24 protein-coding genes are annotated in these 26,839 nt (G+C 73.9%); 7 read left to right on the forward strand and 17 right to left on the reverse strand.

Annotation, left to right across the window (positions count from 1 at the left end; genetic code table 11):
* Nucleotides 1-127 precede the first annotated feature (127 nt).
* Genes IE257_RS36960 through IE257_RS39065 form a run of 3 tightly spaced genes read left to right on the forward strand, consistent with a single transcriptional unit; the run spans nt 128 to nt 2,126 of the window.
* Nucleotides 128-601 (forward strand): SRPBCC family protein, encoded by a 474-nt coding sequence (locus IE257_RS36960; protein ID WP_189974357.1) that lies wholly within the window; start codon nt 128-130, stop codon nt 599-601.
* Between the two features lie 2 nt (nt 602-603).
* The gene (locus IE257_RS36965) at nt 604-1,434 is read left to right on the forward strand and encodes an alpha/beta fold hydrolase (protein WP_229920888.1); all 831 of its coding nucleotides are present in this window, start codon (nt 604-606) and stop codon (nt 1,432-1,434) included.
* Nucleotides 1,431-2,126, forward strand: a complete 696-nt coding sequence (locus tag IE257_RS39065) for a 4'-phosphopantetheinyl transferase family protein (protein WP_189974361.1) — start codon at nt 1,431-1,433, stop codon at nt 2,124-2,126. Before IE257_RS36965 ends, IE257_RS39065 begins: the two co-directional genes overlap by 4 nt.
* 15 nt (nt 2,127-2,141) lie before the next feature.
* Here the strand turns inward: IE257_RS39065 and IE257_RS36975 are convergent, their stop codons facing one another.
* The 4 genes from IE257_RS36975 to IE257_RS36990 all read right to left on the reverse strand — a co-directional run bounded on the left by IE257_RS36975 (nt 2,142) and on the right by IE257_RS36990 (nt 5,312).
* Nucleotides 2,142-3,137, reverse strand: coding sequence for an AraC family transcriptional regulator (locus IE257_RS36975; protein WP_189974364.1), 996 nt, complete (start codon nt 3,135-3,137; stop codon nt 2,142-2,144).
* Nucleotides 3,138-3,250: 113 nt separating this feature from the next.
* Nucleotides 3,251-3,745, reverse strand: a complete 495-nt coding sequence (locus IE257_RS36980) for an anthrone oxygenase family protein (RefSeq protein WP_229920889.1) — start codon at nt 3,743-3,745, stop codon at nt 3,251-3,253.
* Entirely contained in the window at nt 3,742-4,377 is a 636-nt protein-coding gene (locus IE257_RS36985) for a hemerythrin domain-containing protein (protein ID WP_189974366.1), read from the reverse strand. Before IE257_RS36985 ends, IE257_RS36980 begins: the two co-directional genes overlap by 4 nt.
* Before the next feature lie 107 nt (nt 4,378-4,484).
* Nucleotides 4,485-5,312 (reverse strand): NmrA family NAD(P)-binding protein, encoded by an 828-nt coding sequence (locus IE257_RS36990; RefSeq protein ID WP_189974368.1) that lies wholly within the window; start codon nt 5,310-5,312, stop codon nt 4,485-4,487.
* 345 nt (nt 5,313-5,657) lie between these two features.
* Between IE257_RS36990 and IE257_RS36995 the strand changes: the two genes are divergently transcribed.
* A complete protein-coding gene (locus tag IE257_RS36995) occupies nt 5,658-6,650 on the forward strand; it encodes an AMP-binding protein (protein WP_189974370.1) in 993 nt (330 codons plus the stop codon).
* A 103-nt stretch (nt 6,651-6,753) separates the two neighbouring features.
* Here IE257_RS36995 and IE257_RS37000 read toward each other — a convergent pair whose 3' ends face one another.
* The 4 genes from IE257_RS37000 to IE257_RS37015 all read right to left on the reverse strand — a co-directional run bounded on the left by IE257_RS37000 (nt 6,754) and on the right by IE257_RS37015 (nt 10,939).
* The gene (locus IE257_RS37000) at nt 6,754-7,560 is read right to left on the reverse strand and encodes an SDR family NAD(P)-dependent oxidoreductase (protein ID WP_229920890.1); all 807 of its coding nucleotides are present in this window, start codon (nt 7,558-7,560) and stop codon (nt 6,754-6,756) included.
* 175 nt (nt 7,561-7,735) lie between these two features.
* On the reverse strand, nt 7,736-7,975 hold the full coding sequence (locus IE257_RS37005) for an acyl-CoA carboxylase epsilon subunit (RefSeq protein WP_189974372.1): 240 nt from the start codon (nt 7,973-7,975) through the stop codon (nt 7,736-7,738).
* Nucleotides 7,972-9,546: an acyl-CoA carboxylase subunit beta gene (locus IE257_RS37010; RefSeq protein WP_189974374.1), complete on the reverse strand. Its 1,575-nt coding sequence runs from the start codon at nt 9,544-9,546 to the stop codon at nt 7,972-7,974. Before IE257_RS37010 ends, IE257_RS37005 begins: the two co-directional genes overlap by 4 nt.
* A gap of 34 nt (nt 9,547-9,580) precedes the next feature.
* Nucleotides 9,581-10,939: an aminotransferase class V-fold PLP-dependent enzyme gene (locus IE257_RS37015; protein ID WP_189974376.1), complete on the reverse strand. Its 1,359-nt coding sequence runs from the start codon at nt 10,937-10,939 to the stop codon at nt 9,581-9,583.
* A 339-nt stretch (nt 10,940-11,278) separates the two neighbouring features.
* Between IE257_RS37015 and IE257_RS37020 the strand changes: the two genes are divergently transcribed.
* Both IE257_RS37020 and IE257_RS37025 read left to right on the forward strand, forming a co-directional pair.
* A complete protein-coding gene (locus IE257_RS37020) occupies nt 11,279-11,467 on the forward strand; it encodes a hypothetical protein (RefSeq protein ID WP_189974377.1) in 189 nt (62 codons plus the stop codon).
* 138 nt (nt 11,468-11,605) lie between these two features.
* On the forward strand, nt 11,606-12,427 hold the full coding sequence (locus IE257_RS37025; RefSeq protein ID WP_189974379.1) for an AfsR/SARP family transcriptional regulator: 822 nt from the start codon (nt 11,606-11,608) through the stop codon (nt 12,425-12,427).
* Nucleotides 12,428-12,519: 92 nt separating this feature from the next.
* On the opposite strand, the gene IE257_RS37030 is transcribed toward IE257_RS37025, so the two are convergent.
* The 8 genes from IE257_RS37030 to IE257_RS37070 all read right to left on the reverse strand — a co-directional run bounded on the left by IE257_RS37030 (nt 12,520) and on the right by IE257_RS37070 (nt 22,516).
* Entirely contained in the window at nt 12,520-13,266 is a 747-nt protein-coding gene (locus IE257_RS37030) for a hypothetical protein (RefSeq protein WP_189974381.1), read from the reverse strand.
* A 20-nt stretch (nt 13,267-13,286) separates the two neighbouring features.
* The gene (locus IE257_RS37035; RefSeq protein ID WP_189974383.1) at nt 13,287-14,291 is read right to left on the reverse strand and encodes an SRPBCC family protein; all 1,005 of its coding nucleotides are present in this window, start codon (nt 14,289-14,291) and stop codon (nt 13,287-13,289) included.
* Nucleotides 14,292-14,357: 66 nt separating this feature from the next.
* Complete coding sequence (locus tag IE257_RS37040; RefSeq protein WP_189974385.1) at nt 14,358-15,716, reverse strand: helix-turn-helix domain-containing protein; 1,359 nt, start codon at nt 15,714-15,716, stop codon at nt 14,358-14,360.
* Nucleotides 15,717-17,337: 1,621 nt separating this feature from the next.
* Nucleotides 17,338-18,012, reverse strand: coding sequence for a ScbR family autoregulator-binding transcription factor (locus IE257_RS37045; RefSeq protein ID WP_189974386.1), 675 nt, complete (start codon nt 18,010-18,012; stop codon nt 17,338-17,340).
* Between the two features lie 112 nt (nt 18,013-18,124).
* Nucleotides 18,125-19,090, reverse strand: coding sequence for an AfsR/SARP family transcriptional regulator (locus IE257_RS38785; protein WP_229920891.1), 966 nt, complete (start codon nt 19,088-19,090; stop codon nt 18,125-18,127).
* A gap of 236 nt (nt 19,091-19,326) precedes the next feature.
* Nucleotides 19,327-20,052, reverse strand: coding sequence for a TetR family transcriptional regulator (locus tag IE257_RS37060; protein WP_189974388.1), 726 nt, complete (start codon nt 20,050-20,052; stop codon nt 19,327-19,329).
* 190 nt (nt 20,053-20,242) lie between these two features.
* The gene (locus IE257_RS37065) at nt 20,243-20,923 is read right to left on the reverse strand and encodes a ScbR family autoregulator-binding transcription factor (RefSeq protein ID WP_189974390.1); all 681 of its coding nucleotides are present in this window, start codon (nt 20,921-20,923) and stop codon (nt 20,243-20,245) included.
* Between the two features lie 120 nt (nt 20,924-21,043).
* Entirely contained in the window at nt 21,044-22,516 is a 1,473-nt protein-coding gene (locus IE257_RS37070; protein ID WP_229920892.1) for a cytochrome P450, read from the reverse strand.
* Nucleotides 22,517-23,004: 488 nt separating this feature from the next.
* On the opposite strand from IE257_RS37070, the gene IE257_RS37075 reads away from it, so the two are divergent.
* A complete protein-coding gene (locus IE257_RS37075; RefSeq protein ID WP_229920893.1) occupies nt 23,005-23,967 on the forward strand; it encodes a ScbA/BarX family gamma-butyrolactone biosynthesis protein in 963 nt (320 codons plus the stop codon).
* Between the two features lie 2,071 nt (nt 23,968-26,038).
* On the opposite strand, the gene IE257_RS37080 is transcribed toward IE257_RS37075, so the two are convergent.
* On the reverse strand, nt 26,039-26,839 hold an 801-nt coding region (locus IE257_RS37080; protein ID WP_229920894.1), incomplete at its 5' end, for an NAD-dependent epimerase/dehydratase family protein.

The following is a 26,839-nucleotide window of genomic DNA, read 5'->3' on the forward strand; positions in this document are numbered from 1 at the left end:
CCCCGGTCAGGGCTTCTTCGCCTGACAGCGGGAGCCCGACCGGTCGTGAAGTCCCGGCGGCGGGGGCGGGGAGAGGGACCCCGCCCCCGCCGCTTCCTTGTTTCCCGTATCCAGTGGAGGCTTCGGCATGACGACGTACGACCTGATCGACGAGGCGGTGATCGACGCCCCGGCGGATGCCGTCTGGGACGCGCTCGTCGCGGAGTTCCGCGGGGCCCGCAAGTGGTGGGTGCCGGCCAATACGTTCACCGCGGTCTCCGGTGCCCCTGACGAGGTGGGGGGGCTGGTGGGCGTGACGGTGCACACCAAGGGCTCCGACAACGGGGGGCTGAAGCTGCGGTTCACCTCGCGGACGGTGGCGGTGGAGCCGGGGCGCCGGCTGGACATCGAGTACGTGGACGGGGTGTTCCGGGGGCCGAGCAGTTTTCGTCTGGAGCCGCTGGCGGACGGCCGTACCCGTATCTCCATGCACTTCACCGGCAGTCCGCACGGTTGGTTGAAGGTGCTGGCGAAGGTCGCGGACCTGGGCGTGGAGCATTCCCGGGGCACGCTCGCCGCGTTCGAGTCGTTGGGCCGGCAGCTGTCGGCGGTGCCGCGGTGAGCGTGGCGGCGCATGTCTCGCGTGAGCTGACGGTCCGTACGGACGACGGGGCGGCCCTGGAGGTCACCGTGCTGGCTCCGCTGGTGGGCACGCCGGCGGCCGCGGACGTGGTCCTGGTGCACGGCTGGGCGCACACCCGCCGGGTGTGGGGCACGGTCGCGGACCGGCTGATCCGGGCCGGGCACCGGGTGGTGTCCTACGACCAGCGCGGGCACGGCGCGTCCACGCTGGGCCGCACCCCGGTCTCGGTGGAGCGGCTGGCCGCGGACCTGTCGGCGGTCCTCGGTGAGACGGACGCGCGGGAGGCGGTGGTCGTGGGGCATTCGGGCGGCGGGTTCGCGGCGCTCTCGTACGCGGCGACGTCGCCGTCGGCGGGCCGGTTGCGCGGGCTGGTGCTGCTGGGCACGGCGGGGCACGGGCAGGACACCCCGGACAGCGAGGTGAAGATGATGGGCAGTCCCGTCTTCTCCGCGGCGCTGCGGCGGCCGTGGCTGGGCCGCAGGCTGCTCGGTTCGACCATGGGCAAGGACGTGGATCCGGTGGTGCGGGAGGTGAACCGGCAGCTGTTCGCGGCTGCGGTGCCGCGGGTGCGGGCGGAGTTCTTCCGCTGCACCCGGGGCTGGGACGTCCGTGAGGCGCTGAAGGGTGTCTCGGTGGCGGCGGTGGTCCTGCACGGGGAGGCCGACAAGGTGATCGACATCGAGCTGGCGCGGTCCCTGGCCGAGGTGATCCCCGGCGCCCGTTTCGAACGGGTCCCGGATGCGGGGCACATGCTGCCGCTGGAGCGCCCGCTGCTGGCGGTCTCCGCGGCGATGGAGCTCGCCTCGCGATGATCGAGGAACTCCTGCCTTCGGGCGTCACGTCTTCGGAAGCCTTCGACGACGCGGCGCCCGCTCCGCTTTTCCCGGCCGAGGCGGCGTTGATGGCCGGCCGCCGGGAACGGCGGCGGCTTCAGTTCGCGACCGCGCGGGCGTGTGCCCGGCAGGCTCTGGCCGGTCTGGGGGTGGGGCCGGTGGCTGTGCTGCCGGGCCCGGGCGGGGCCCCGCGGTGGCCGTCGGGTGTGGTCGGGAGCATCACCCACTGCGAGGGGTACCGGGCGGCGGTGGTCGCGCCGGAGCGGGTGGTGGCGGCTGTGGGCATCGATGCGGAGCCGGCCGGTCCGCTGCCGTCGGGGGTGCTCGGGCTGATCGCCTCGCCGGCCGAGCGTGCCGCTCTGGCGGCTCTGGCCGCTGCCGATGCCTCGGTGCCCTGGGAGCGGGTGTTCTTCTCCGCGAAGGAGGCGGCGTACAAGGCGTGGTATCCGGCGACCGGGATCTGGTTGGGTTTCCGGGACGCGGAGCTGGTCCTGTCCCCCGCGGGTGCTTTCACGGCCGTGCTGCGGCCGCCGGTGCCGTCGCCGGTGGATCCGGTGTACGAGGGGCGGTGGCTGGTCGGGCGGGGTCTGGTGGTGACGGCGGTGACGCGGGGGGTGCCGGCTGTGCTGCCGGCCGCCCGGGCCGTCGCTTTCGGGTCGGGCCGGGTCTGATCGGCGGGTTGTTGTTCAGGGGGTGAGGACGACGGTGCGGGCGGGGTGTGCGGGGCGGGGTGCGCTGGTGTGGGCGGCGCCGTTGCGGAACTCCTGGGGGCTGATGCCGCGGACCCTTTTGAAGGCCGTGGAGAGGGCGAAGGCGGAGCTGTAGCCGACGCGGCGGGCGACGTTGGTGACGGTGGCGTCGGGTTCGCGCAGCAGGTCGGCGGCGAGGGCGAGGCGCCAGCCGGTCAGGTAGGCCACCGGGGGCTCGCCGACGACGTCGGTGAACCGGCGGGCCAGGGAGGCCCGCGAGACGCCGACCTTGAGGGCGAGTTCCTCCACGGTCCAGCCGTGGAAGGGGTTCTCGTGGAGCAGCCGCAGGGCGGGTCCGACGACGGGGTCGCTCTGTGCGCGGTACCAGGCGGGGGCGCCGCTGCCGGGGGCGGCGAGCCAGGTCCGCAGGACGCCGATGAGGAGGAGGTCCAGGAGGCGGTCCAGGACGATCTCCTGGCCGGGTTCGTCCTTGGAGATCTCTGTGGTGAGCAGGGTGACGAGGGTGTTGTCGGCGGCTTCGGCGGGGCGGACCAGGATGGTGGGCAGGGCGGTCAGCAGGCGGCGGCCGATTTCGCTGGGTGCCTGGTAGGTGCCGCTGAGCATGATGGCGGAGCCGGCGTCCTGGAAGGCTTCGCCCCAGGTGCGTACGCCCAGGGCCATGGTGTCGGTGACGTCCTCGCCTTCCTGGGTGTTGCAGCGCTGTTCGGGGCCGACGGTGATCTGGACGGGGGTGTCGGGGGTGTCGGCGACGGTGTAGGGGTCGGGGCCGCGGACGACGGCGACGTCTCCGGGGTGGATCCGGACGGGGGTGGCGTGGTCGGGCAGGAGCCAGGCGTCGCCGTGGACCATGGTGACGACGGAGAGGGGGGCCCGGTCCTCGACGCGTAGGGACCAGGGCGGGTTGAGGACGGATTTGAGGAGGAAGGCTCCGCGGGCTTTGGGGCCTTCCAGCAGGCCGGTGAGCGTGTCCATGTCCTCATCCTCTCGGACGGCGTGGCGAAGCGCCCGCTCTCCCGCGGGGGACGGAAAGAGAGCGGGCGCCGTTCGCGGGGTGGGGGGTGGGGCGGTGGCGCGGTGGGCGGGTGTTATGCGGCCGAGGCGCGGCCGTGCAGGGTCAGTGCGCGGCCCAGGGCGGCGAGGGCGGCGGTGCAGGCCAGGGTGCGTACGAGGTTGCCGGAGGTCCAGCGGCCGCCGAAGCGGGTGCGGGCGGCCGCGGCGTCGGCGCCGGCGCGTGCGAGCTGGTTGTTGAGGGGGATGTTGACGAGGGCGGTGACGGCCAGCGACAGTCCGTAGAGGGCGAAGGCGAGCCAGCCCCAGCGGGCGGCGTCGGGGCGTCCGCCGCGCTGCTGCTGGGTGGCGGCGAGGCCGGTGGCGAGGAACGCGCCGAGGAAGAGCAGGCCGAACAGGCCGTTGTCGATGGCGTCGTTGATGTTGCGCATGGCGGTGACGTACGTGTGGTCGTCGCCGCGGCCGAGGCCCGGCATCACCGAGATGTCGAAGGCGAAGTAGAGGCCGGCCATCAGGCCGGTGCCCACCGTCGCGGCCACCAGGGTCACGGATTGTGTGGTCGTGCCGGTCACTTCAGGATCCCCTTCAGGGTGCGGGTGTAGCGGCGGTGCAGGAGTGTGGAGCCGATCAGGCGGACCGGTGGCGGGATGGTCGCGGCGACGTGGGCGACGGAGCGGTCGGGGGCGCCGTCGAACATCCAGGGCTGGAGGTGGGTCATGACGCGCAGGGGTGCGCTGGAGACGACTTTGCGTTCCTCGGCCAGGTAGGCGCGTTCGCCGAGGCGTTCGAAGACGGGGAAGACGATGCGTTCCTCGTCGCGGAGGTGGTCGCGCAGGACGCCTTCGAAGGTCTGGGCGGCGCGGACGAGGCCGTCGCCGCGGTGGGCGATGGCGGTGGCGACGGCGCTCATCGCGGCGTCGAGTTCCTCGTGGTCCTCGTGGAGTTCGCGGGCCTGGGCGTCGAAGTCGGGGTCGCGGCGGCGCAGTCCGGGCCACAGGACGTCGTCCTCGCTGGTGTGGTGCCATTCGATGGTCTCGCGCAGTTGCTGCCACCAGTGGGTTCCGGCGCCGTTCCATGCCGGGGCGGCGGTGCGCAGGCGGGCTGCGTCGCGTCGCATGGCGATGTGCATGAGGGCGAATCCGTGGAAGTACGGGGGGAGGGTGTCGAGTCCGTGTTCGCTGGAGTACGTCCGGGGCGTGGGCATGGGAACCTCCTGTGCCCCGAGTACCGGGCGGCGGCCGTACCAGAGTCGCCGCCCGGTCAAGGAGCGAAAGGGATGGAGCCGGTGGTGAGCGGTGCGCGGGGGTGGGGTCAGACGTTCCAGACTCCGGTGGCCGCGGCCTCGCGGGCGAAGTCGGCGAAGTCCTTGGGCTTCCGGCCGAGGGCTTCTTCGACGCCGTGCACGAGGTGGGCGTTGCGGCCGTCGAGGATCATGGTGAAGAGGTCGGCGAATTCCTCGGGGAGGTTGTTCTCGCGCAGGACGGCGCGGTACTCCTCGTTGGTGACGGAGATGTACTTGATGTCGCGGCCGGTGGCCTTGGAGAGTTCGGCGGCGACGTCGCTGTAGCTGAGCAGGCGCGGGCCGGACAGTTCGTAGGTCTTGCCGATGTGCTTGTCGTCGGTGAGGGCGGCGACGACGACGTCGGCGATGTCGTCGGCGTCGACGAAGGCCTCGACGGCGTCGCCGGTCGGCAGGGCGATCTCGCCGGCCAGGACGGGCTCCAGGAAGAAGCTCTCGTTGAAGTTCTGGTTGAACCAGCTGGAGCGGACGATGGTCCAGTCGGCGCCGGAGGCCTTGAGGTTGTTCTCGCTGACCTCCGCGGCCTCCTCGCCGCGGCCGGACAGGAGCACCAGGCGGCGGGCGCCGTGGGCGACGGCGACCTTGGAGAATTCGGCGACCTGTTCGGCGGCGCCGGGGAAGGCGAGGTCGGGGTAGTAGGTCACGTAAACGCGGTCGACGCCTTCGAGGGCCGCTGCCCAGGTGGCGGGCTCGTGCCAGTCGAAGGCGGGAGTTCCGCTGCGGGAGCCGATGCGGACCTGGCGGCCCTGGGCGGTGAGCTTCTCGGCGACGCGTCGGCCGGTCTTGCCGTGACCGCCGATGACGAGGGTGATCTGCGTGTTCTGCGCGTTCTGAGTCATGAGTACAGTCAAGTCCAGTCTCGCGAGACGGGCCATAGCCGCAAAGCTCAGTTCCATATGCGTGCGTCTACGGGTGGTGGCCCGGGGCGCGGCGGTGAGCGGGCGGCTTCGGCATGAGCGCGTGAATCGTAGGCATGCCTGCGGGGGGCGGGCCAGGGCGTCCCGAGCGGTTCTGGACGTGGTGTGGAGGCTTCTTCGAGTCTGTCTCGAGTGGTCCTTGGGCAGGGCCTGGGGGGAGGTAGGGGGTGGGCCGGGGCCGGTGGTGTGCGGTGGGAGTCGAGCGGTTCTCATGTCGCGGCGGGCAGCATCTGGCGTGTTGATTCGACCCCGCTGCTGGGAGGCCGCATGAACGCCACTCCGGATCATCCGGAGCTCGACCGGTTGTCCGCCGATCTGGCCGGTCTGCTCGGCCGGGTCGGGCTCGATCCGTCCGGCGGGCGGCCGGCGCGCCGGGACCGCATCGACATCCGTTTCGCGGCTTCGGCCGCGCGCCATCCGGGCCGTGTCGCCGCCCGGGACGGGCGGGCGGAGGCGACCTATCTGGAACTGGAGTGGCTGGCGGACGACATCGCGCGGCGGCTGTCGGGGCGGGCCGGGCCGGGGTCGGCCGTGGCGGTGCGGGCCCGGCGCTCGTGCACGAGGGCGGGCGCGGTGGTCGGTGTGCTGCGGGCGGGTGCGGCGGTGCTGCCGCTGGAGCCCGGGCACAGTGCGGGTCTGCAGGAGTTCTTGATGCGCGATGCGGGCGTGTGGGTGGTCGTGTCGGACTGCGGGCTGCTGGGCGGTGAGATCCCGGTGGTCAAGACGGGCGGGTTCGTCATCGCGGTGCGGCCGCCGGTGGCGGTGCGTCGCGAAGTGCCGTCGGGGACGGCGTTCATGGGCCTGCCGGCGGGCGGTGATCCGGGGCGGGCGCTGGCGGTGCGTCCCGTGGCTCACGCGGATGTGCTGTCGTGGGTGGACAGTTGTGTCCCGATGCTGGGGGCGACCGTGGACGACGTGTGGACGTGCCTGCACTCGCTGAGTCTGGATCTGGGCATGCGGGAGATGTGGGGTCCGCTGCTGTCGGGTGGCCGTGCGGTGGTCGTGGACGGGGACACGGCGTGCGATGCGCGGGCGTTCGCCCGGCTGCTGGCGCGGGAGGAGGTGACGGTGGTGACGCAGCTGCCGTCGGGGTTCGCGCGGCTGAGCGGCGCGGCCCGCGGGACGGTGCTGCCGGCGCTGCGGCACGTCCTGCTGTCGGACGAGCCGGTGGACGCTGCGGCGCTGGCCGCCTGGCGGTCCGCCCGGATCGCCCCGCAGGCGCTCGCCTGGGACGTGTCGGGGTCGCCGAAGGTGCTGTGAGGCGGGTTGCGCAGGTGCGGCAGGGCCCCCGACGGGTGATCGTCGGGGGCCCTGCCGTGGTGTGCGGGTCCGCGCCGGGGGGCGGGGCGGGGCGGGTGGTGGGTCAGAAGTTGCCCAGTCCGCCGCACACGTTGAGCGCCTGGGCGGTGATGGACGCGGCCAGGTCGGTGGTCAGGTAGCCGACCAGGCCGGCGACCTCCTGGGGGGTGGAGTAGCGGCCCAGGGGGATCTTCGATTCGAGCTGCTCCTGGACGTATTCCTCGGTGGTGTCCCACACCTGGGCGTAGCCGGTGCGGACCCGGGCGGCCATGGGGGTTTCCACGTAGCCGGGGCAGACCGCGTTGACGGTGGTGCCGGTCGGCGCGAGTTCCTTGCCGAGGGCCTTGGTGAAGCCGACGACGGCGTGTTTGGAGGCGGAGTAGGGGGCGCCGAGGAGTACTCCCTGTTTGCCGGCGGTGGAGGCGATGTTGATGATGCGGCCCCAGGGTTCGGCGCCGAGTCCGCCGCTGGTGAGGACCTCGCGGGTGAGGAGGAAGACGCTGTTGAGGTTGGTGTCGATGACGTCGTGCCACAGTTCGTCGGTGATGCCGGCGGTGGCGCCGCCGCCGCTGCGGCCCGCGTTGTTGACCAGGATGCTGACGGGTGCGCCGTAGGTGGCGACGGCCGCGGCGACCAGGTCCTGGACGGCAGCGCGGTCGCGTACGTCGGCGGCCGCGCCCTGGACGCTGAGCCCTTCGGCCTGGAGGTCGGCGACGGTCTGCTTGACCTTGACCTCGGTGCGGGCGCAGACGAACACGCGGTGCCCGCGGGCGCCCAGGTCCCGGGCGACGGCCAGTCCGATGCCGCTGGTGGCCCCGGTGACCAGGGCCACGGGCCGCTCGGGGGCCTTGTCCATCGCCTTCACCGTCATGCTCGTCCCTCCGTCACTCGCCTCTGCTGTGTGCAGCGTGTCGCAGGGAACTCGTGGCGCGGCGGAAGGGGGATGGAGGCGGTCTCGGCCGTCCCGGAGGCGGTCTCGGCGGCGGGGGCGGCGGCGCGGGCGGCGGCGGTGGTGGGTGGGGGTCTCGGTGGTGGGGGTGGCGTGTTCAGTGGGGCCGCCAGCTGCCGGCCCGGCCCGGGCGGGCGGGGCGGGCGGGGTGCGGGCGGTCCCAGGCGGCGGCCCGGGCGGGCGGCGGGGGCGGTTCGGGGGCGGCGGTGCGGCCCGCGAGCAGGGCGGTCAGGACGGCGAGGACGGCGGCGGTCTCGTCCTGGTCGGGGTGTCCGCGGTGGATCCGCCAGGTCGGTGTCCGCGGCGTGTCGGGGCCGGCCGCTTCGGGGGCGGTCATACGGGCGGGTTGCCGTGCTTGCGCGACGGCAGGTCGGCGTACTTGGGGCGGAGCATGGCGAGGGCGCCGGCGAGGACGGAGCGGGTCTCGCCCGGGTCGATGACGTCGTCGACCAGTCCGCGTTCGGCGGCGTAGTAGGGGTGCATGAGCTCGGTGGTGTATTCCTTGATCTTCTGTCGGCGCATGGCGTCGGGGTCGGCCGCGGCGGCGATCTCGCGGCGGAAGATGACGTTTGCCGCGCCCTCGGCGCCCATGACGGCGATCTCGTTGGTGGGCCAGGCCAGGGCGAGGTCGGCGCCGATGGAGCGGGAGTCCATGACGATGTAGGCGCCGCCGTAGGCCTTGCGCAGGACCAGGGAGATCCGCGGGACGGTGGCGTTGCAGTAGGCGTAGAGGAGTTTGGCGCCGTGGCGGATGATGCCGCCGTGTTCCTGGTCGACGCCGGGCAGGAAGCCGGGGACGTCGACGAGGGTGACCAGGGGGATGTTGAAGGCGTCGCAGAACTGCACGAAGCGGGCGGCTTTTTCGCTGGCGTGGATGTCGAGGACCCCGGCGAGGCTGGCGGGCTGGTTGGCGACGAAGCCGGTGACGTGTCCGTCGATCCGGGCCAGCGCGCACACGACGTTGGTGGCCCAGGCGGGGTGGACCTCGAAGTAGTCGCCGTCGTCGACGACTTCCTCGATGACCTTGCGGATGTCGTAGGCCTGCTGCGGGTTGGCGGGGACGATGGCGCCGAGGGCGTCGGTGCGGCGTGCGGCCGGATCGCCGGTGGGTTCGTGCGGCGGTGTCTCGCGGTTGTTGGCGGGCAGCAGCGACAGGAGGTGGCGTACGTCCTCCAGGCAGGTGGGTTCGTCCTCGTGGGCGAAGGCGGCGACGCCGGAGACCGCGGCGTGGACGTCGGCGCCGCCGAGGCCGTTCTGGGTGATCTCCTCGCCGGTCACGGCGCGGACGACGTCGGGGCCGGTGATGAACATCTGCGAGGTGTCGCGGACCATGAACACGAAGTCGGTCAGGGCCGGGGAGTAGGCGGCGCCGCCGGCGCAGGGACCGAGCATCACGCTGATCTGCGGGATGACGCCGGAGGCGCGGGTGTTGCGCTGGAAGATGCCGCCGTAGCCGGCCAGCGCGGAGACGCCTTCCTGGATGCGGGCGCCGGCGCCGTCGTTGAGGGAGACCAGGGGTGCGCCGGCGGCCAGCGCCAGGTCCATCACCTTGTGGATCTTCTCGGCGTGGGCCTCGCCGAGTGCGCCGCCGAAGATGCGGAAGTCGTGGGCGAAGACGAAGACGGTGCGCCCGTCCACGGTTCCCCAGCCGGTGACCACGCCGTCGGTGTAGGGCTTCTTGTTCTCCAGGCCGAAGCCGGTGGCGCGGTGCCTGCGCAGGGCCTCGATCTCGTGGAAGGACCCTTCGTCCAGGAGCAGGCCGATCCGCTCGCGGGCGGTGAGTTTGCCCTTGGCGTGCTGGCGTTCGGTGGCCCGTTCGTCGGGTCCGGCCACCGCGTGGGCCTTGAGGGCGGCGAGTTCCGCCGTGCGGTCGGGGGCCGGTGCGGGTGGCGCGTCGGTGATGGTCATGTGGCTCCTCCAGAAGGCGGTGGCGTGGCGGGTTTCAGTTCGCCCGGTGCAGCGTGAGGTGGCCGCGGCGGCGGGCCGGGCGGGCGGTGCGGTACGGGAACGGCGGCGGCCCGGGATCGACCGCCGCGGCCGGTCCGGCGGCCGGTCCGGCGGCGGCGAGCGCGGCGCGGGCGGGGACGGCGGCGGCGTGCTGTTCCTCCCGCAGGACCTCGGCCAGGGCCCGGCGCAGCCGGTCGATGTCCTGGGGGGTGTTGTCGTGGTGGACGCTGGCGCGCAGTGCGGGAGCGGTGATGCGGCCGGCCGGGTGCAGGGGGTGCTCGTGCGCGACGGTCTTCGCCAGGACGACCCCGCGCCGGGCCAGGCCGCGGCGGATGGCCGCGGCGGGGACCTCGGCGTGCCGGAAGGCCAGGACGCCGGCCTGCCGGCGGCCCGCGGCGAGCAGTTCCATGCCCGGGGTGTCGCGCACGGCGGCGCGCAGCAGGGGCAGGAGGTCCTCGTGCGGGAGGCGGGCGGCGGCCGCGTGGTGGTCCAGGGCGGCGGCCAGCGCGGCGACGGCGGCCGGGGCGGGGGCCTGCACGGCACCCTCCACCAGGCCGTCCGACAGGCCGTCCTGCGGGGGGTGCGGCGGGCCGTCGTGCGGGGGGTGCGGCGGGCCGTCGTGCGGGGGGTGCGGCGGGCCGTGGTGCGGGGGGTGCGGCGGGCCGTGGTGCGGGGCGGCCCGGGGGTCGGGGGCGAGGTGGGCGAATCCGATGTCCTGCGGGCCGCGCAGGAACCTCCAGCCGTCCGCGGTGAGCAGCTGGCAGCCGATGCGCGCGGCGTCGACGGGGAGCAGGCCGACGGAGTGGGAGGCGTCGAGGGTGTAGCGGGCCCGGTGGGGGGCCAGCAACCGGCCGATGTCCTCGACGGGGTTGACGGTTCCGCAGGCCGCGGAGAGGTGGACGGCGGAGACCAGGGCGACGTCCTCGTCGAGGTGGGTGCGCATCCAGTCCAGGTCGAGGTCTCCGTCCGGGCGCAGTGGGACGACCTCCAGCCGGCAGCGGGTGCGCTCGCGCAGGGCGTGCAGGGCGGTCAGGTTGGCGACGCCCTCGTGGGGTGTGGTCCAGATCCGGTCGCGGGGGCCGAGGACGGTGGTGCGCGCGAATGCCTCGAAGGCCTGTGCCGCGCCGGTGGTCAGGACGGTGCGGCCGGAGCGGACGCCGAGCAGGGCGGCGAGTTGTGCGTGCAGGCGCGGGTGTGTCCCGCCGCCGGGGCTCCCGCGCAGTGCGGCCGGCCCGTAGCGGTCGTCCAGGGCGGTGCAGTGGGCGAGTACGGCGTGCACGGCGTCGGGCATCCGGCCGGTGCCGGCGGTGTTCAGGTGGGCCGTTCGTTCCCCGTGGTACGTCGGCGCGTTCATTTCAGGGGCCTCCCCCCGCTGTCGGGGCCGGGACGTCCACGGCCCTCCCCTAACAAGCTTTGCCAATAGGCTTGGCAATACATTGCCCAGCGGTTGGCAGTTTTGGCAATGCAAGGGTGCGGCCGCTCCGGCGAGGCTCTAGTTCCTCTCGCCGGGCAATTTCCGGCAATGACTCGCCGGATTGCCCTTGTGCCGTTCTCCGTGCAGGTCGGGGCGGTTCCCGGGGACTCCTCCACTGTGTCTCCACCGATTTCCGAGCGAGTCCCGAGCGGGTGTTGCCAAGCTTCTTGGCAGAAGAGTTGCCAAGAAGAATCAAACAATTGCCACGGAGGAGTCATCATGAGGAACATCGCCCGCGTCGCCGCCACCGCCGCTCTCGTCTGCGCCGCCGTGCTCACCGCGGGCGGGGCCGCCCAGGCCGACCCGATCGACTGGCCCGTCGCCCCGGCCTCGGCCGACCCGATCGACTGGCCCGTCCGGCCGGGTCAGGGCGCCGGCCCGGCCGCCGCCCTGATCGACTGGCCGTAACCGAAGACGGCTCGAAAGCCACTGGAGGAAAGGGATGGAAACCGTCCACCGCGGCTAGCGTGCGCGACACGGGGGCAGTACCTCCGCCACCGGTGGCAGAAAAACGCCGGGGAACTCGACGAGTACGGAGGGGAGACCGTGAGGATTCAGGTTCTGGGTCCGTTGAGTGCCGAGGTCAACGGGGGATCCATCGTTCCGTCCGCGGGAAAGCCGAGACAGGTCCTGTCGCTGCTCTCGCTGTATCCCGGACGCGTGATACCCGTACCCACTCTCATGGAGGAGATCTGGGGAACCCAGCCGCCGCAGAGCGCGCTGACCACCCTGCAGACGTACATCCTCCAACTGCGCCGGCGGCTGGGCACCGCGATGGGCCCCGACGCCCCCGGCGGCGCCAAGGACGTTCTGGCCACCCGGCACGGCGGCTACCTGCTCCAGGTGCCCGAGGAGAGCGTCGACGTGTACGACTACGAACGCCTCGCCCGCGAGGGCCACAGCGCCTTCGAGCACGGCGACGACCGGACCTGCGCCGACCGCCTGCGGGCCGCGCTCCAGCTGTGGCGGGGCCCCGCGCTGGTCGACGTACGGGTCGGCCCGATCCTCGACATCGAGGTGCTGCGCCTGGAGGAGAGCCGCCTGGTGACGGTGGAGCGGCGGATCGACGCCGACCTCAGGCTCGGCCGGCACTCCGAACTCATCGCCGAACTGACCGACCTGACCGCACGTCACCCCCAGCACGAGGGACTCCACTCGCAGGTGATGGTGGCCCTGTACCGGTCGGGACGCCAGGCCACCGCCCTGGACGTGTACCGCAGGCTGCGGGCCCGCCTGATCGAGGATCTCGGCGTGGAGCCCTCACCCCAACTGCAGCGCCTGCACCAGGCCATGCTGGCCGTCGACCCGCAGCTCGACGTGATCGCCGGACCGCGGCACACCTCCACGTTCGACCTGTTCGCCGCCTGAGAGCGCTCCCGCCACCGGACCGGAACCGGGGGCCGGGACCGGGACCGGGGGCTGGGACCGGGGGCCGGGGGCCGGGGCCGGTCGGGGGGCGGTCAGCGGCGCGGCCCGTGCGCCTCGCCGACCAGGTAGCGGTCCAGGACGAGGTGCGCGGCGAAACTCCACTCCCCCGCCGGCTGCGGCGCGGACTCCTGCGACCCGAACGCGTCCTGCGCGAACACCGCTCCGTCCTGCTGCTGCCCGCCCTGCTCCGCCGCGGTGCGGGCCGTCCGCAGGGTCAGCAGTCGCAGCAGCCGCGTTCGGCGTTCGTCGTCAAGCAGCGCGCCCGGCAGGGCGGTCTCCTGCGCCGGTGGCCGGCCGTGCAGCAGCGGGGACCGCAGGCCGAGTTCGGCGGGCTGTGCGTGCACGGCGATCCGCCCGGTGCGGCTGACCCCGACCACGATCAGCTCGCCGGTGTGGGCCAGGGCGATCTCCACGCCGGTGCCGGGCCCCCGTACCAGCGGCTGCCCGCCGGGCCCGCGGCCCAGTTCCACGGTGTGCACGGGCACGTCCAGGGCGGTGGCGGCGGCGTACTGCATGACGTAGCGCGACACGGCGAGCCGCAGGCGCCCGGCCGCGGACGGCGTCCGGCGAAAGCGCGGCCAGTCCTCCCCGAGCAGCGGGCGCAGGCCCGGGTCGAGGAGGACGGCGGTCAGCCACTGTCCCCAGGTGGTGCAGACGACCGCGCGGCCGGTGTCCTCCAGCCGCTCCCCCGCCTCGTCCCAGGGGCCCTCCGGGCCCTCGGGTCCCTGGAGGTACAGCGGCGCGCGAAGGGCGCCTTCGGCGGGGTGGGCCGGTGCCATCGACGGTCTCCTTCCCGTGCTCATCGCAGGCGGCGCACGGCGGTCCGGGCCCGCCATCCGGCCAGGCGCAGCGTCTCGGTGCTCGCGCGTCCCAGCCGGGTCCGCACGTCGCGGCGGGTCTCGGCGAGCCCGCCCGGGTCGTTCGGGTCGTTCGGGTCGTTCGGGTCGCGGGGGGCGTGGGGGGCGTTCGGGGCGTGGGGGGTGTGGGGGTCGTGGAGCAGTACCTGCTGGGCGCAGACGACCCGTACGCCGTCCCCGTCCGGGGTCAGGGACCATGCGCCGGTGCGGGCGGCGATCGGGTGGGGGGTGAGGAGTTCCTTGAAGACGATCCGGGCGGCGGCGGGGAAGCCGAGGCGGGCGGTGCGGGTGGCGCGGGTGCGGCCGTCGGGGGTGCAGGTGTCGAGGGCGGCGATCTGGATGCCGGGGACGTCCTCGTTCACGTCGGCGGCGTCCACGTGCGGGAGGCGTTCGGGCCAGTCCTCGATGCGGTGGAGGAAGTCGTAGACGAGCTCGGCGGGGCCGTCCAGGTGGAGGCTGTCCTCGAAGGACAGCAGGAGCTGGTCCAGGCGCTCCCAGCGTTCGGCGACGGCGCTCAGGTGGGTGAGCCGGTCGGCCGGTTCCGTCTGCCACCGGTGGCGGGTGTGCGCGGTGTCGGCGGCGGGGTGTCGCTCCGGGGTGCGGTCCTGGCGCAGTGTCACCAGGCAGTGGGTGTCGCCGTGGGCCTCGACCGTCCAGGTGCCGGTGGTGGGCAGGCCCGGGCGGGCGGTGTCCTCCTGCTCGAACTCCACGGTCCGCCTGCCGGGGTGCAGGATGCGGTGCAGGTGGAAGGAGCGGACCTGCTCGCCGTCGAGGTCCCACAGCCGCAGGCGTTCGTGGACGCCGTCGAAGTCGATGCGCTCGACGTGGACGGGAGTGGGCAGCAGGAGGGGCCAGCGCACGGCGTCGGCGATCAGTCCGTAGACCACGCCGGCGGGGGCGGCGATCCGTGCCGTGTGCTCGCTCGTGCGGACGCGCTGCGACGGCATGCCGGGCACCTCCCCTGATCGTGTGTGCGGGTGCGCCCAGCCTGCCCGAGGGGACTCGAGGCTTCCTCAACCCCCGGCGGCCCGGGCCGCACCGGCCACGCCCGCCACGGCGGGGGTGATGGTGGGCGCGGCAGGCGCGGCTGACGCGGCGGGGGGCGGGGCGGGCGCGGTGGGGGGCGGGGCGGGCGCGGTGGGGGGCGTGGCGGGGGTGGGGGGCGTGGCGTGGGTGGGGGTGAGGGCGTCGGCCAGGACGCGCCAGATCTCGGCGGCGAGGTCGATGTTGGCGTCCTCCTGGGCCTGTTGGGCCAGGGTGCGCAGTCCCTGGACGCCGGCCGGGTCGCCGGCGAGGATCAGGAGCTGGTGGCGCAGGATCTCCAGGCGGACCTGGCCGCGGTAGGTCATCCTGGGCCGGTCGGCGGCGAGTTCGGCGAGCAGGGCGCGGGCGTCGTCGTAGCGGCCGGTGGCGAAGGCGAGGTCGGCTTTCAGGGCGGTCAGGTCCTGGCGCAGGGCGGGGGTGCCGACCAGGGCGAGGGCGGCTTCGGCCTCCTGGGCGCGGCGCTGTGCGCGGGCGGGGTCGGCGGGCATCTTCTGCAGGTGGAGCCGGCCGGCGGCCAGGCGCAGCCGGATCCACAGGATGAGGTCCTCCTGGCTGTCGAACCGTTCGAGGGCGTCCTGCAGGCAGGCCTGGGCGCCGGGGTAGTCGCCCTGGCGCATGCGGACGGCGGCGGCGGTCCACATGGCCTCGGCGAACAGTGCGTCCGAGCGGTCCTGGACGAGGGCGGTCAGTTCGTCGGCGTGGACGCGGGCCTCGCCGGTGCGGCCGGCCTCGGCCTGGACGGAGACGAGGGCCAGCAGGGCGGTGGCGCGGTCCTCCACGCCGAGGTTCTCGTGCAGGGCGATGCGGTGGGCCTCGACGGCGGCGTCCACGGCGGGGGTGATCTCGCCGATGGAGCGCAGGCATCGGGCGAGGCGGGTCAGGCCGCGTACGCGCAGTTCGCTGACGTCGACCTCGTCGCCGAGGGCGACGAGGCGGGTGAGGCAGTCGCGTTCGGTGGTGTGGTCGCCCTGGACGCGGGCGGCGCGGGCGAGGAGCCACAGGGCCTGCCAGCGCAGTACGGGGCTTTCGTGGGCCTCGGCGGCCAGGGCCTGGCGCAGGGCGACGACGGCGTCCGGGGAGCCGGTGGAGGAGGCGAGGGTGAGGGCGTGGGCCAGGGAGCCGGTGGCGGGTTCCTCGAAGTCGGCGCTCTGCAGGCCCAGTCGGCCGGCGAGGTAGCCGACGGCCCGTTCGGTGGGCTGGCGTGCGCCGGATTCCAGGCGGGAGAGGTAGCCGGTGGACATGCCCTCGCCGGCCAGCGCCGTCTGCGACAGGCCCTGGGCCAGCCGGAGCTTTTTCAGGCGGTGTCCGAAAGCGGGCTGTCGCAGCATGGGCGGCGTCCTTGGGGTCGCGGGCAAGGAATCTGTCGGGAACCGGCACCGAGCGTAGGGTCCGCGGCAACGGGCGGGCAAACCTTTGCCACCGCTTCGGGGCCCCTCTCGTGCGGGTTTCGTGCCGGTCTCCTGCGTTCCTCGAGCGGTCCTCGACCCGTCCGAGGCAGACTCTCCAGAATCCCGGCCGCCGCTGCGGCCGGCGCCCTGATTTCTCCCGTATCCAGCGCCTTGGAGTCGACGATGAGGCCTTCGGTGTGCGCATCCCGCGCGTCCTCGACGCCCGCAGCACACACCGCGGCCCCGGCGGCCGTCCTGCGTCCCACCGGTACGTCGCGTCGGGAGCGGCCGGACGACGACATCGGCTGGCCCAAGCGGTGACCCCGGTACGGGGCGGCGGGACGGTACGGGGCGACGGGCCGGTACGGCCCCGGGTGCAGGTTCCGGTCCCGGAGGATACGCGGAGCGGCCCCGGGTGCAGGTTCCGCGCCCGGCTGCCCGTCTGCCCGGGCACGGGCACGGGCCGTGCTCCTGCCCGAGCCCGTGCGAGGCCACGGCCGTGAGATCACGATCGTGGTCGGTCGTGATGCGCGCGACGGGCCCACCCGGGCATGCCGGTCGGCTCCCGGGCGGGGCCGGCGGCGGCTGCCCGACCGGGAGGACGGAGGACGGGAGGACGGAGGACGGAGGACGCGGGCCCGCACGTCCGGGGCCGGATCGGTCGCGGGCACGGCCCGGTGCGGGCGCTGCGGCGGCAGTTCGATGCCCGAGCGCCGGGCGCGGGGGCGTGGCCGGGGCCGTGCTCCTGCCCGAGGTCGTGCGAGGTCGCGGTCCTGGGGGCGCGTCCCGCGTCGGCGGTTGATCGTGTCCGTGTGAAGGACACGGCTCGGGCGGGCGAGCCTGCTGCGGGGCCGTCGCCGAACCGTTCCTTGCCGGCGGCGGGTTCCGGGCCCGGGGCGGGGCGGGCTGCCGGTCAGGGGCGTACGGGTCGAACGTGGTCCCGCGGGTGCCGGGTGCGGGCTGCACGTCCGGGTGCGGATCGGCCGCCGGTGCGGCCCGGTGCGGGCGCTGCGGCGGCCGCGCGATGTCCGGGTCCTCGGCCGTACGGGGGCGCGGTCCTCGGTACGGGTGCGGGGCCCGGTTTTGGCGGGGCCGGGCGGCGGTGGGCCGCCGTCACCTGTGCGTGCCGGCGCTCGTACCGGTGGGGGTGGGTGGTGAGTTCGGCGGGGAGTGCGGTGTGGTGCGGTGTCCCCGGTCGCGGTACCTCGTTCGTGAGGACCGGTCCTGCCCGCGCGTCGGCCGGGTGTGTGGCCCTGCTCGCGGGCGCCGTGGCCGGCGGGTGACGGGACGGCGTCCTTCACGCGGTCGGACCCACCCGGGCGCGGGACGAGCCCGGGCGGGCGCGGGCGGGCGCGGGCGGGCGCGGGCGGGCGCGGGCGGATGGTGCAGGTGGTGGTGGGCCCGGTGGGAGTGCGGGACGGCGGCGGGGTTGCGGGTGGTGGGGAGCGCGGATCCCCCGGGGGGCCGGTGCCTGTGTCCGCACGGTGTGCCGGGCCCCGTTGTCGGGCCCGCCGCCCCCCGGTCGTACGGTCGTGCGGTCGTGCGGTGGCGGGGGCGCGGGTCACCAGCCGATGCGTACGGCCTGTGGGCCGGTGAACTCGGCCTCGGTCCGGTATTCGTGTTCGCGTCCGACGGCGACGAGGCTGGGCAGCAGCAGGGCCCACAGGGCTGCGACCTTGCCCTGGAGTTCGGCGTAGGACATGCCGGTGGCGGACATGGTCTCGATGCCGCAGGCGGCGGCCGCGACCAGGGCCTGGGCGCTCTCCCAGCGGCGGCCCGCCGCGGGGAGTTCGCCCGCGTCGCGGGCCAGGCGCAGCAGGGTGGAGACGGCAGAGATCCATGCGCCGTGGAAGTCGACGACGACGGGCCTGGCCGCGGCGGGTCCTCGGGGGGCGGGTCCGCCGCATTCCTTGGTGATGCGGAAGCTGGCGGGGATCGCCGGTTCCTCGTGGAGGGTCCGGGCCAGCCAGTGGGTGATGTCGATCAGGGCCTGCAGGGGTGAGACGCCGTCCTGGCGCAGGGTGCGCACGGCGTCGTGCAGCAGGGCGCAGCCGCGTTGCTGGACGGCTTCGGCGAGTTCGTCCTTGGAGGCGAAGTGGAAGTACAGGGCTCCCTTGGTCACCCCGGCCGCGGCTGCGATCTCGCCCAGGGTCGCGTGGGCGTAGCCATTGCGGTGGAACATCTCGGCCCCGGCGTGGACCAGCCGCCTGCGGGTCCGTTCCGACCTCTCCTGCACCGAGTCGTCTCCTCTCGCCCCGTCAGAGTCGCGAACTCCCGGCCGCCGGCGCTCTGCTGTGTCCGGCGGACGGGCCGGGCCGTGCCCTTTGCCCCCTGGGGGCGGGTGGGCGTCAGACCCGTACGAGCCTTTCGCCGCCCGGCTCCGCGTGGGCCTCGGCCGGGCTCTCGGGCCCGGCCATCAGGATCGAGCGCTGCAGGCGGCGCAGGGCGACCGACGGTTCCAGTCCGAGTTCGCGCACGAGGGTGGCGCGCAGTCGCTGGTAGACGTCCAGGGCCTCGCCGCGGCGGCCGGAGCGGTGCAGGGCGAGCATGAACTGTCCGTGGAGGTTCTCGTGGGTGCGGTAGCGGGTGACCAGGACGGTGAGTTCGGCGAGGAGTTCGCGGTGGCGTCCCAGTCTCAGGTCGGCCTCGATCCGCTGGTCCAGGGCGCACAGCCGGGTCTCCTCCAGCCGGCGGGTCTCCATGTCGAGCTGGATTCCGCCCTGTACGTCGGCGAAGGCGGGTCCGGACCACAGGGCCAGGGCCTCGCGCAGCAGGCGGGCGGCGCCGGGGAAGTCGCCGGCGTCCATGGCGCGGTAGCCGGTGCCGGCGAGGCGGTCGAACTCGCGGACGTCGAGGGTTCCGCCGCCGCTGCTGAGGAGGTATCCGCCGGGCAGGGTGACCAGGATGTCCTTGGCGGTCCGTGCCGCCGGCCCTCCGACCGCACCCGCACCCGCGGCCGCGCCCGGGGCCGCGCCCGGGGCCGCGCCCGGGGCCGCGCCCGGGGCCTGGATGTTGCCCGTACCGGTGCCGATTCTGGTTCTGATGTCGGCGCCGGCGCCGGTGTCGGTGTCGGTGCCCCGTTCGAGGGCGCCGGCGATGAGGGCGCGTAACTGCAGGACGTAGGTCTGGAGTGTGGTGCGGGCACTGCGCGGGGGTTCACCCGCCCACAGTTCCTCTATCAGTGCCGATACGGGCACCACCTTATCGGCATGGAGGGCCAGGAGGGCCAGGACCTGCCGGGGCTTGGGGGCGGTCGGCGTGATGGAGATCCCGTTCTCCCGCACGGCCAACGCGCCCAGTACATCGATGTCCACGCCGTACTCCCCTGTCCTTGGATGAGTACAGCCAGTAGAAAACAGGACCGGCGGTTTGTCAATATCAAACCGGTCGTGCTGTTTTGATGGTCGGTCATGTTCGACTGACCGTCAAAAACCTTTCCTGGCCTGGGATTTCGAGTCCCGGAAGGTGCTGCGGAACGACTTCAGGAGGCCTCGACCGCCCCTCGACGAGGGTCACAGGAGGGTGGCCTGCCCCACCGGAAAGAGACCAGTCAGTCTGATTCGGTGTTCCGGGCCGGGGGTGCGGCGCCGCACCCGGGCGACCCCTGCGGCCGCAGGACGGCCAGGGCGGCGCCCGAGGCGAGCCGCGGCAGCATCAGGGTCCAGAACCGGGTGAGGGTGTGCGGTGCGAGCCAGTCGCGGTCGTAGGCGCCCAGGACCTCCAGGCCCACCGTCGCGGCCACCACCCCGTGCGCCGCGTCCTTGTGGCTCACTCCCTCGGCGAGCAGGCCCTCCCCCGCCGCGGCCGCCACCACCGCCTCGACCCACAGCCGCCACCGGCGGCGCAGGTCCACGGCGCTGCCGAAGGAGGGATCCGCGCACAGGGCGAAACCGGCCCGCACCACCGCGTCGTGCGCGAGCAGGGCCATCAGCGCATGCGTGGAGTCGACCAGCACCTGCAGGGAGCCCCCGCCCGCACCGACACCCCCACCGGTGTCCGGACCGGTGTCCGGACCGTCCGCGGTCGTGGCCGGCGGCAGTGGTGGGGCTGGCGGGCCGGCCGTGATCTGCCGCAGTGCGCGCTCCGCCCGGTCCTCGACGGCGCGGGCGAGCGCGTTCTTGCTCGCGAAGTGGAAGTGCAGTCCCCCGGCGCTCACCCGGGCCCGGCGGCTGATCGAGGCGATCGACGCGGTGGCGAAGCCCTCCTCGGCGAACACCTCCGCGGCCGCCCGCACCAGCGCCTCCCGCGTACGGGCCGCACGTTCCTGCTTGACCATGGAGTCTCCACAAACCGCCAACGCGGTTTGCCCAAGGGGGTGTAAAGATCGTTCCGGTCACAGTCGGCGCCGGCGCCGGAGCCCCGCTCGCGCCCCGGTGGAGCCGACCGGCCCCACCTGCCCCACCTGCACCACCCGCACCGTCGGATCCGTCGGGGCGGGTGGTGCCGGGCGGGGTGCCGAAACGGCCTCAGGACAGCGCCGGTTCGGCCTCCTGCGTCGCTCCCCGGCCGGGCCCGCGCCGCATCTCCGCGCTCACCCGCTCCCCCCGGTCGCCGGCGATGTCGAGCCGGGCGAGCATCGCGGGCGTCGCGATGCTCGGGCAGATGTGCTGGTAGACGGCGGCCACCCGTTCCTCGATGTCACTGCGGTCGCTCAGGGTCTGCGAGTAGATCTGCGCGCCCGTCCAGCACGCGGAGAGGATCCAGGCCGTCTCGGCGGGATCCACGTGCGGCAGCAACTCACCCTGCTCCTTCGCCCGGACCAGCAGGGTCCGGGTGAACTCGATCCAGCCCGGCACCGATCCGCCGCCGAAGATGTCGCGCATGCCCGGCCCCAGGGAGAGCCGGGCACCCGCGCTGAGCATGGGCTCGCGCTTCATCCGGTACGCCAGCACCATCGCGACGTCCACGAGTTCCTGCAGCTTGCTCTCCCGGTGGGGCACCCCGCCCTCGGCGAACTGCTCGTCCAGGACGCCCTGCGCCAGCTCCTGCTTGGAGGAGAAGTGAAAGTACAGGGCGCCCTTGGTCACGCCCGCCCGGGAGAGGATGTCCGCGATGGTGGCCGCGTCGTAGCCGCGCTCGTCGAAGACCGCCGCCGCCGCTTCCAAGATCGCGCGACGCGTACGTACCGCACGCTCCTGCCGTGCCACCGGTGCCTCCGTTGTTCATGGTCCAATACGGCCGGATCCACCGCGCGGATCCACCGCCCCATTAAAACCAACCAGAAGGTCCGATTCTTTTCAAGCAGGCCAGGCGTCACCCCGACGTGATCAATCGGCCAACGGCGCCCGAGGCCCCAGCACCACGGGCAACTCCCGCAGCCCGTTGGAGATGAACGACTGGACCCGCGGCAACTCCCCCGCCCCCGCGAGAGCCGCCGCCGGGAACGTCTCGAAGAACCGCCGCACCGCCACCGCGCACTCCATCCGGGCCAGCGTCGCCCCCAGGCAGTGATGCGTACCGAACCCGAACGACAGATGCTGCCCGCGCGTCGCACGCAACACGTCGAAACGCTCGGCGTCCGCGCCGTGCACGGCAGGATCACGCCCGGCCGACCCGAACGAGATCAGGATCGGCTCGCCCCGCCCGATCACCACACCCTCACCCATGTCGATGTCCTCGACCGCGAAACGCAGCAGCCCGTAGAAGGCCGGCGGCTCGATCCGCAGCGCCTCCTCGACCACGTCCTCCCACGAGGCCAGACCTCGCCGCACCAGCTCCAACTGGGCCGGATTGCGCAGCAGTTCGTGCAGGGCCGTGCAGATGAGGTTGACGGAGGTCTCGTAGCCGGCCGTGAAGAGCAGGATCAGGCTGTCGACGAGTTCCTTCTCACTGAGCCGCGCCCCCTCCCCCACCGCCCCGGCACCCGCCCCGGCCCCGACGCCGGTGCCGGTGCCGGTGCCGGTGCCGGTGCCGGTGGTGCCGGTGCCGGTGGTGGTGGTGCCGGTGCCGGTGGTGTCGGTGCCGGTGCCGGTGCCGGTGCCGGTGCCGGTGCCGGTGCCGGTGGTGTCGGTGCCGGTGCCGGTGCCGGTGCCGGTGCCGGTGGTGTCGGTGCCGGTGGTGGTGGTGCCGGTGGTGGTGTCGCGGGCGGCGATGAGTGCGCTGGTCATGTCGTCGCCGGGGTGCTCGCGGCGGTGGGCGACCAGGTCGGCCATGGTGACGTCGAGGTCGGCCGCGTTGCGCCGGGCCTGTTCGGTGGTGATGTTGGTGTCGAAGAACGCGTTGATGATCCGGTGCAGCGGGGCCCAGGAGCGCTCCGGGATCCCGAACAGCTCGAAGACGATCCGGGTCGGCAGCTCGTGCGCGAACCGCGTGCGCAGGTCCACCGGTTCACCGCTCTCCCGCGCGGCCAGGTCCTCGAGGAGCTCGCCGACGACCTCCTCGATCCTGGGGCGCATGCCGGCCGCCCGGCGGGCGGTGAAGGCGGCGGCGGCCGGTCTGCGCAGCCGGGCGTGCTCACTGCCGTAGGCGGTGATCATGTTCTGCACCGAGACCCAGATCGCCAGCGGCCACTCGGCGTCGACCTCCCCGCTGATCCAGGCCGGCCAGTGACGGTAGGCGTCCTTGGAGACCCGCGGGTCCACCAGGAGCCTGCGTATGTCGGCGGAGCGGCCCACGGCCCAGGCACTCACCCCGCCCGGCAGCAGGACCCTTGTCGCGGGCGCCTGTTCACGCACGAGCGCGGCCTCGGCGTGCACGTCCGCACCAAAGGCGTCGATAGCAAAGGGGCACTGACGGTTCATGAAGAAACTCTCCAGATGGACGGCGGCAGATCGGCGACAGGGTGCAGCGGCGTGTCCACACCCCGTATTCCAAAACCGCCCATCCGGTTTCTGATTCACCGGCGGCGGCCCCGAGTCTGGCACGACCCGCCCCGCATGCCAATGGTTTTCGGGACCCGGCCCGCCGCCCGCCGCCCGCCCGAGTCCCCCCGGACGGCGCCCGGTTGAACGGACGGCACCCGCACCCTGTCCGACCGGCGCATATGACCGGAAGGACGGTTCCCACTTGGGGCGGTGACGTGCGCGTCCCGCAGGGCCGCGCCCTGTCGGATTTCCGCTGGTCCAGGTCGTGGGAGCCGTCCCGGGGGGCCTCCCGCCGGCCCGCCCGGCCGACACGGGGGCCGCATCCTGCCCGGCTGAGCTCCTTGCAAACAAAACCGGAGAGTACGTATCTTGCGTCTCGCGAGCGCAACCCGTCCCAACCGTCGAACGGCTCTGCGGGAGAAGTCATGACCATGCTGACGATCGGAAAGAACGCGCCCGTCCTGCCCCTGCCGGGGGTGGAACAGCCCTGGATGCGCTGCAACGACGCCCGCCGGCTGACCACCACCGTGCCCAGGGAATACGTCCACCGCAGCTCACTGGCCGAGGTCTTCCTCACCGGCTGCGAACGCACCGGCGAGGACACCTTCTCCCTGCGCGGACAGTGGCCCCGCGCCCACACCTTCTTCACCAGCGCCGACGGCACCTCCCACGACCCGGTCCAGGCCGGCGAGACGATCCGCCAGACCGGCCTCTACCTCTGCCACGCCGTCTACGGGGTCCCCCTCGGCCACAACGTCCTGCTGTGGAGCCTGGACTTCACCTCCCACCCCGAACACATGCGGATCGGCCGCGGCCCCAGCGACCTCGACATGAACGCCCTCTGCACCGGCTTCACCTGGAAAGGCAACCGCTTCTCCGGCTTCCTGCGCGTGGACATCCACCGCGACGGCCACCTCGCAGCCACCGGCACCGCCCGCTTCAGCTGCGTCGCCCCCGCCACCTACCGCCGACTGCGCGGCGACCGAGGCCTCCACGCCTCCACCCGGCCACTGCCCCGCCGCACACCCGTCCCCGCCACCACCACGGGCCGCCTGCTCCCCTTCGACGTGGTCCTCGCCCCCACCGACCGCACCGACCGCTGGCAACTCAGCCCCGACCTCGACCACCCCATCCTCTTCGAACACGCCAACGACCACCACCCCGGCATGGTCCTCGTCGAAGCCGCCCGCCAGGCCGCCAGCGCACTCCACACCACCACCACCTTCACCCCCACCGGCATCGCAACCGAATTCCACCACTACGCCGAACTCGACACCCCCTGCTGGATCGACGCCACCCACACCACCCCCGACCACATCACCGTCACCGGCCACCAGGACAACCGCACCGTCTTCCGCTCCACCATCACCGGCACCACCACCGCCTGAAACCCCACACCGAACCACACCCCACAACCCACCCCCCGGCCCCGGACCCGAACACCGGACCCGACGCCCGACCCGACGCCCGACCGGACACCCGACCGGACACCCGGACGGACACCGGACACGGACGCCCGAACGGACAACTCCCCTCCCCCAGCCGCTGTTCACGCCCGACCACAGCCCGACAACACAGGCCCGGCCACCGCACCCGGACACCCCCGCCCAGGCATCGCAACGGACACCCGGTACGCGACCGGAACCCGGTACGGACCGATCGACCGAAACCCCGTACGGAACCGGGGCCGGGCGCGGAGCCAGGGCCGGGTACGGGCCGGTCGGCCCGAGCCGGGCGCGGAGCCGGGGCCGGGTACGGGCCGGTCGGCCCGAGCCGGGTACGGAGCCGGGGCCGGGTACAGGCCGGTTGCCCGGAGCCGGGTACGGAGCCGGGGCCGGGTACAGGCCGGTTGCCCGGAGCCGCGTACGGAGCCGGGGCCGGGTACAGGCCGGTTGCCCGGAGCCGCGTACGGGCCGGTTAGCCGGGGCCGGATGCGGAGCCGGGGCCGGGTACGGGCCGGTTGGCCGGAGGCCGCGTACGGAGCCGGGCGCGGAGCCGGGGCCGGGCCGGTTGGCCGGAGCCGCGTACGGAGCCCGGGTACGGGTACGGACCGGTCGGCCGGAGCCGGGTACAGGCCGGTCGGCCGGGGCCGCGTGCGGCGGCCCGGGTACGGGCCGGTTGGCCGGAGCCGCGTACGGCGGCCCGGGTACCGGCCGGTTGGCCGGGGCCGCGTGCGGCGGCCCGGGTACGGGCCGGTTGGCCGGAGCCGCGTACGGCGGCCCGGGTACCGGCCGGTTGGCCGGAGCCGCGTACGGCGGCCCGGGTACCGGCCGGTTGGCCGGAGCCGCGTACGGCGGCCCGGGTACCGGCCGGTTGGCCGGAGCCGCGTACGGAGCCGGGGCCGGGTACGGGCCGGTCGGCCGGAGCCGGGTACAGGCCGATTGGCCGGGGCCGCGTGCGGGCAGGGTGCGGGACCGGGCCGGACGGCTCTCCTCCCGTCACCGATGTCCACACCAGAGCCCGGACCCACAGCAAAAGGGGCGGGCACCGAACAGCCAAGCACCCCGCTGCTCGGGCCGCGCGAGCACCGGAGCCCGGGGCAGGCCGAGCGTCGAAGCCGGGCGCCCCGGGCGCGACCCGGGGCGCGAGCCAGGAGTCGGCCGGAACCCGACCCGGGCGCGAGGCCTGGAACGACCCGGAGGCAGGCCAGACCCGGGCGGGAGCCGGGCGTCGACCAGGCGCGGGCCAGACCCGGGCCAGGGAGTCGCCCGGAAGCCGACCCGGGCGCGAGGCCTGGAACGACCCGGAGGCAGGCCAGACCCGGGCGGGAGCCGGGCGTCGACCAGGCGCGGGCCAGACCCCGGCCGGGGAGTCGACCCGGGCAGGGGCCCGACAACTCCTGCGGTAGCAGGCACTGTTCGCGCCGGAGCCCGGCCGGGCACCGGGAGACGGTCACTGAACAGGAAAGTACCCGGCCCCGGCACGGCAGGGCAGGGCAGGCCGATGTGGACCCGGGCGGGAGCGGGGAGTCGACCAGGCGCGGGCCAGACCCCGGCCGCGGAGTCGAACGGGCGCGGGCCGGACCCGGACCGGGGAGTCGCCCGGAAGCCGACCCGGGCGCGAGGCCTGGAACGACCCGGAGGCGGGCCCGACCCGGGCGGGAGCCGGGAGTCGACCAGGCGCGGGCCAGACCCCGGCCGGGGAGTCGACCCGGGCAGGGGCCCGACAACTCCTGCGGTAGCAGGCACTGTTCGCGCCGCTGCCCGGCCGGCACCGGGAGACGGTCACTGAACAGGAAAGTACCCGGCCCCGGCCCGGCAGGGCCGGGCAGGGCCGGGCAGGGCCGACGTGGACCCGGGCGTCCCGCCCGGGGGCCGGGGCCGACAACCCACCCGGAAACAGCCGATGTTCACCCGTGACAGGACCGCGGCCCGGCACCGGAGCGCCGCCACCGAACCGCAGACACACCCGCCCGGGCAAACACACCCGACAGCACCCCCCCTCCCCGCCGGCCGGCCCTCACCCCAAAACCGTCTCCCGGTACCACGGCACGCACGCACCGAACGCCTCGGCGAACCGCGGCCCCGGCGAAGCCGCCAACCCCGCCCACAACCGCCCACTGTCGTACCAGTGATCCACCGCCAACAGCCTCACCCCCCGCACCAACACCGGATCGATCCCCCCCGAACCACCCAACAACTCCACCGCCCCCGCCAGATCCACCTCCCCCACCGGCAACGACAACCCCAACCCCCCGGCCACCGTCTCCACCAACTCCCGCCCCGACACCGGCTCCGGATGCCCCGCATGCAACACCCCACCCATCACCTCCCTGCGCACCGCCAACTCCACCAACGCCCCCGCCAACGCATCCACCGAAATCATCGAAACCCGCGCCCGCCCACCCTCCACCCACAACGGCAACCGACCCAGCAACCGCACCAACCCCGGCACCACCCAACGATCACCCCTCCCGAACACCAGATACGGCCGCACCACCGTCCCCCCCGCCGCCAACACCAAACGCTCCCCCACCAAACGCGTCCCACTCGTCACCGACCCCGGCCGCTCCACCACCTCCCCCTCCACCACACCCCGATGCACCCCATCCCCATACACCGCCGCCGTACCCAACTGCACAAACCGCCCCACCCCCGCCCGCCGCGCCTCCACCAACAACGCCCGCGTCCCCTCCACATTCACCGCCCGCAACTCCCCCGACGTCCCCACGATCCGCGACGCCAGATGCAACACCGCCCCCACCCCCTCACACAAACCCCGCAACGAACCCCCCGCCAGATCCCCCCACACCTCCTCCAC

Source organism: Streptomyces avidinii (genome assembly GCF_014650695.1).
In the GTDB taxonomy this organism is placed as follows: domain Bacteria; phylum Actinomycetota; class Actinomycetes; order Streptomycetales; family Streptomycetaceae; genus Streptomyces; species Streptomyces avidinii.